The organism is Aeromonas finlandensis (assembly GCF_000764645.1).
Taxonomy (GTDB): domain Bacteria; phylum Pseudomonadota; class Gammaproteobacteria; order Enterobacterales; family Aeromonadaceae; genus Aeromonas; species Aeromonas finlandensis.
Genome location: NZ_JRGK01000178.1, coordinates 1 through 3,599, shown reverse-complemented (window position 1 = coordinate 3,599; position 3,599 = coordinate 1). Strand labels below are relative to the sequence as shown.

Annotated in this window: 4 protein-coding genes; 3 read left to right on the top strand and 1 reads right to left on the bottom strand. The window is 46.8% G+C overall.

Going from position 1 to position 3,599, the window contains the following annotated elements; genetic code table 11:
* On the bottom strand, window positions 1-769 hold a 769-nt coding region (locus tag LD28_RS0112305; RefSeq protein ID WP_033137257.1), incomplete at its 3' end, for a phosphoethanolamine transferase.
* 472 nt (window positions 770-1,241) lie between these two features.
* On the opposite strand from LD28_RS0112305, the gene LD28_RS0112300 reads away from it, so the two are divergent.
* The 3 genes from LD28_RS0112300 to LD28_RS0112290 all read left to right on the top strand — a co-directional run.
* On the top strand, window positions 1,242-1,805 hold the full coding sequence (locus LD28_RS0112300; protein WP_156120208.1) for a hypothetical protein: 564 nt from the start codon (window positions 1,242-1,244) through the stop codon (window positions 1,803-1,805).
* Window positions 1,806-1,949: 144 nt separating this feature from the next.
* Complete coding sequence (locus LD28_RS0112295) at window positions 1,950-2,735, top strand: COG4705 family protein (RefSeq protein ID WP_033137255.1); 786 nt, start codon at window positions 1,950-1,952, stop codon at window positions 2,733-2,735.
* Between the two features lie 140 nt (window positions 2,736-2,875).
* Window positions 2,876-3,599, top strand: a 724-nt coding sequence (locus LD28_RS0112290) for a COG4705 family protein (protein ID WP_033137254.1), incomplete at its 3' end; no start/stop codon positions are given.

Here is a 3,599-nt window from a genome sequence, read left to right as displayed (position 1 = left end):
AGGGGTTGGTCTCTTTCTCATAACCGTTCATGGAGAAGTTCTTGCCGCGGGCGGTTTCACCTAAAACCAAGAACATCAGGGTGGGTTTGTCGTTTTTCACGACGCGAGTTGCGTCATCCCCGAGGGTGGCAAACGGTATGGGTTCTGCCAGGTAACGTTTGTAGAGATACTTGGTCGTACTGTTAATAAAGTTGGCCGGTACAATTTCACGCTGGAGGTTTGGATTATTACGCCCCACAGAGACGTAATCCTGATAGTACATGGCTGCGATCCCAGCCACGATGGCAAGAGAAGCCAGCATAGAGAGCCCTCGCAGGAAAAGGCCCTTGTACCACTTGTCTTCATACTCAATTTTCACGAAGAACAGGACGATTGCCGGTCCGACCCCTGTTAGCAATACCCACATTACGATAGGCAGGTTGAGATAGGCGTAAGCTTCGTTCTGGTTGGTTTCGAAGATGTTCTGGATCATTGTCTGATCGAACAGAACGCGATACTTCATCATGGTGTAGCTGACAATAGAGCTGGTCACAAAGAGGAAGGCGAAGAAGGGCTTGACCAGATAACGGATGGAGAACGGGATAAATACAAAGTTGAGGGCAGCGATCAGGAAAAAGGGGAGCGAGAGCGCAAATCCTGGTTTGAAGTACTCAAGGTTGTATATGACTTCATAGAAGTGGAGTAAAAATCGCCAGTTCAGCATGAAGGTGAATGAAAGCGCTAATAACAAGATCAGTGGCACTATTTTTATTTTAAAAATGAAAGGCATAACTGCTCCCTGAATAGCCTTTAGGCATACATTTCTTAGCGATACCGACGAGACTTTTTATGTCGAAATTTTGAGGCTGGATATTAACAAAGCTGTATGCCTGCTTAAGTGGTTAATTATTGTTGTCTATTACTAATGAGATATGTGTCACAAAAAATGTTGCAAGTTCAGAGGTCGTACTCAGCATTCAGGTCATTTTTTAATAGGTTTTGCAGATAAAGGGGCATTTGCGCAAATCTGTCGCTGGCTTTGCGCGCTTTGACCATCGTGATCTATGGTCGTCATACATTGCCATAGGGCATATTTTTGCCGCCACATGATGAGCACAAAATGTGCTGGAGGCATGTAAAAAGTCTTACATTTCAAACGATTCACTCTGTTGTTCAAAAAGAAAACAGTGGCAGGTTTTATGCACTATGGTCAAAGTGGCATTGGGTGCCACTGGCCTCATCCAACCTGTAAGGAACATGGTATGTCTACGGATGTCAATTCAATTGGTAGCTCATCTGTCTCTGCCTCGTATAACAGCGCAGCGTCTTCCGCTAGCACTCAACCAGTGAAACCTCCGCATCATCATCACACCGATGGAGGCGGTGAAAAAATGATGGGTGATGTCACATCGGCGTTATCGTCGTTAGGTATCAATGTCGATACCTCAAACAGCGATACCAAATCGGCGTTGTCATCTTTTATGCATGAGCTGATGGGAACACTGCGTGGTTCACCTGAAGGCAAGGCTGATCATGATAATGATGGCGACGAACAAGCCGGTGGCGTACAGGCGTCAACACTCCAATCGGGCAGCGGAGGCAATCCCATGAAGCAGGGGCTTGATACGCTGATTTCAGAACTGAGCAGTGGTAGCAGTACTGATCCGGCATTGAGTAAATTGCAGGATCAATTCAACTCGATGATTGGCTCGTCCTCAGGCCAGAGCGATAAGAAAGTCTCATTTCAAGATTTTTTAACTGCGTTCGCTAGCAAGTTGCCACAGGAATCGCCAACCAATGGTTATATGGTCGATACGACTGCATGACCTACAACATGACATGAACGCTAATGTGGGGGTCGTAAGACCCCCATTTTTATGGCTAGAAGTTGTCAGCTTAAGTTTTTCTTAATAAACACCCGACATTCTGTGATTGACGGGAATCCGTCTAACCACAGGATAGGGTGAACCATGCATAACAATACCAGCAGTGCAGTAAGCAAAGTGCCTGAACTCACGTTGGCATTTTGGGTCATTAAAATTCTTGCAACGACACTGGGGGAAACTGGTGGCGATGCGGTTTCCATGTCTATGGATCTGGGTTATCTGGTTAGTACGGGCATCTTTGCTGTCATTTTCTTTGTAGCTGTCAGTGCTCAGATATCAGTCAAGACCTATAACCCGACGCTGTACTGGGCTACCATCATTGCAACCACGACTGTTGGCACGACACTGGCGGACTTTGCTGACCGCTCTTTAGGGATTGGTTACGCAGGCGGTTCGACCATTCTGGTTCTCTTGTTGCTCGGTTCATTTGCGGTGTGGTATCGAGCTCAAGGAGAGATATCGTCCAGCGTGATTTCTTCACCCAGGACGGAAATGTTCTATTGGATCACCATCATGTTTTCGCAAACCCTTGGTACTGCTCTTGGTGACTGGACTGCAGATGATGCTGGGTTTGGTTATGCCGGTAGCTCTGTGGTGTTTGGAGGCATCTTGCTGGCCATTGTTGCGACTTATTTGTTGACCAACATCTCTCGTACCTTTTTATTCTGGGCTGCCTTTATTATTACTCGTCCTCTCGGGGCGGTTGTGGGGGACTTTCTGGATAAGCCCATCAGCAAGGGTGGTCTGGAGCTGAGCCGTTATTCAGCTTCAGTAGCGTTGCTAGTCGCGATAGCTGCCCTTGTCTACATATCAACCCTGAAGAGCAAGCGAAATGATCCCGTGGAGTTAGATCTTGATTCTGAGGGGTAATTGAACAAACCTTAGCCCAGGAGCAAGTCACACATACTGTGGTTTGCTCCTTTTATGTGAAGGCAAAATATAGAGGTGCAAGCAGAGCATCGGAAACCGGTAATTCTCATCATGAGTGTTAAAATCCACAAGGGTTCATTATGAACAATCACCCATCATCGATATCGGCCTTATTGAACAAGGTTCCAGAAGTCACCCTGATCTTCTGGTTAATCAAAATGATGTCGACCACAGTAGGTGAGACTGCTGCTGATTTTTTGATTTTTAACATGCATCTGGGATTGACGGTGACATCTATATTGATGGGGATTATTCTAATAGCGGCCCTTTTGGTGCAAGTTTCGTCGATTCACTATGTCCCTTGGAAGTATTGGTCTGCGGTCGTACTGGTGAGCATATTTGGGACGTTGGTGACCGACAATCTTACCGATCAAGTAGGTGTGCCGTTGGCGATGTCTACTAGCGTGTTTACGGTCATGCTGCTGGCCACGTTCTGGATCTGGTATGCACAGGAAAAAACACTCTCTATTCAGTCTATCGATAATCGTAAGAGGGAACTGTTTTACTGGGCAGCCATTCTGGTGACCTTCGCACTGGGCACTGCAGCTGGGGACTGGGTATCCGAGGGAATGGATATTGGTTATCTGAATGCTATGCTGCTGTTCGGCGCATTGATCGTGGCCACTGCTATTGCGCATTACAGGTTCAAGCTGAACACGGTTTTGACGTTCTGGATTGTCTATGTGCTTACAAGACCGCTCGGTGCCTCAGTGGGAGACTTACTATCGCAGCCAGAGAAGCATGGGGGGTTGGGATTTGGGGTAACTAATACCAGTTTGGTCTTCTTCGCTTGCATCATAACAC

Coding starts and splice junctions, on each gene's coding strand:
- LD28_RS0112300 (WP_156120208.1), top strand. CDS start 1,242: ATGTCTACGGATGTCAATTCAATTGGTAGCTCATCTGTCTCTGCCTCG.
- LD28_RS0112295 (WP_033137255.1), top strand. CDS start 1,950: ATGCATAACAATACCAGCAGTGCAGTAAGCAAAGTGCCTGAACTCACG.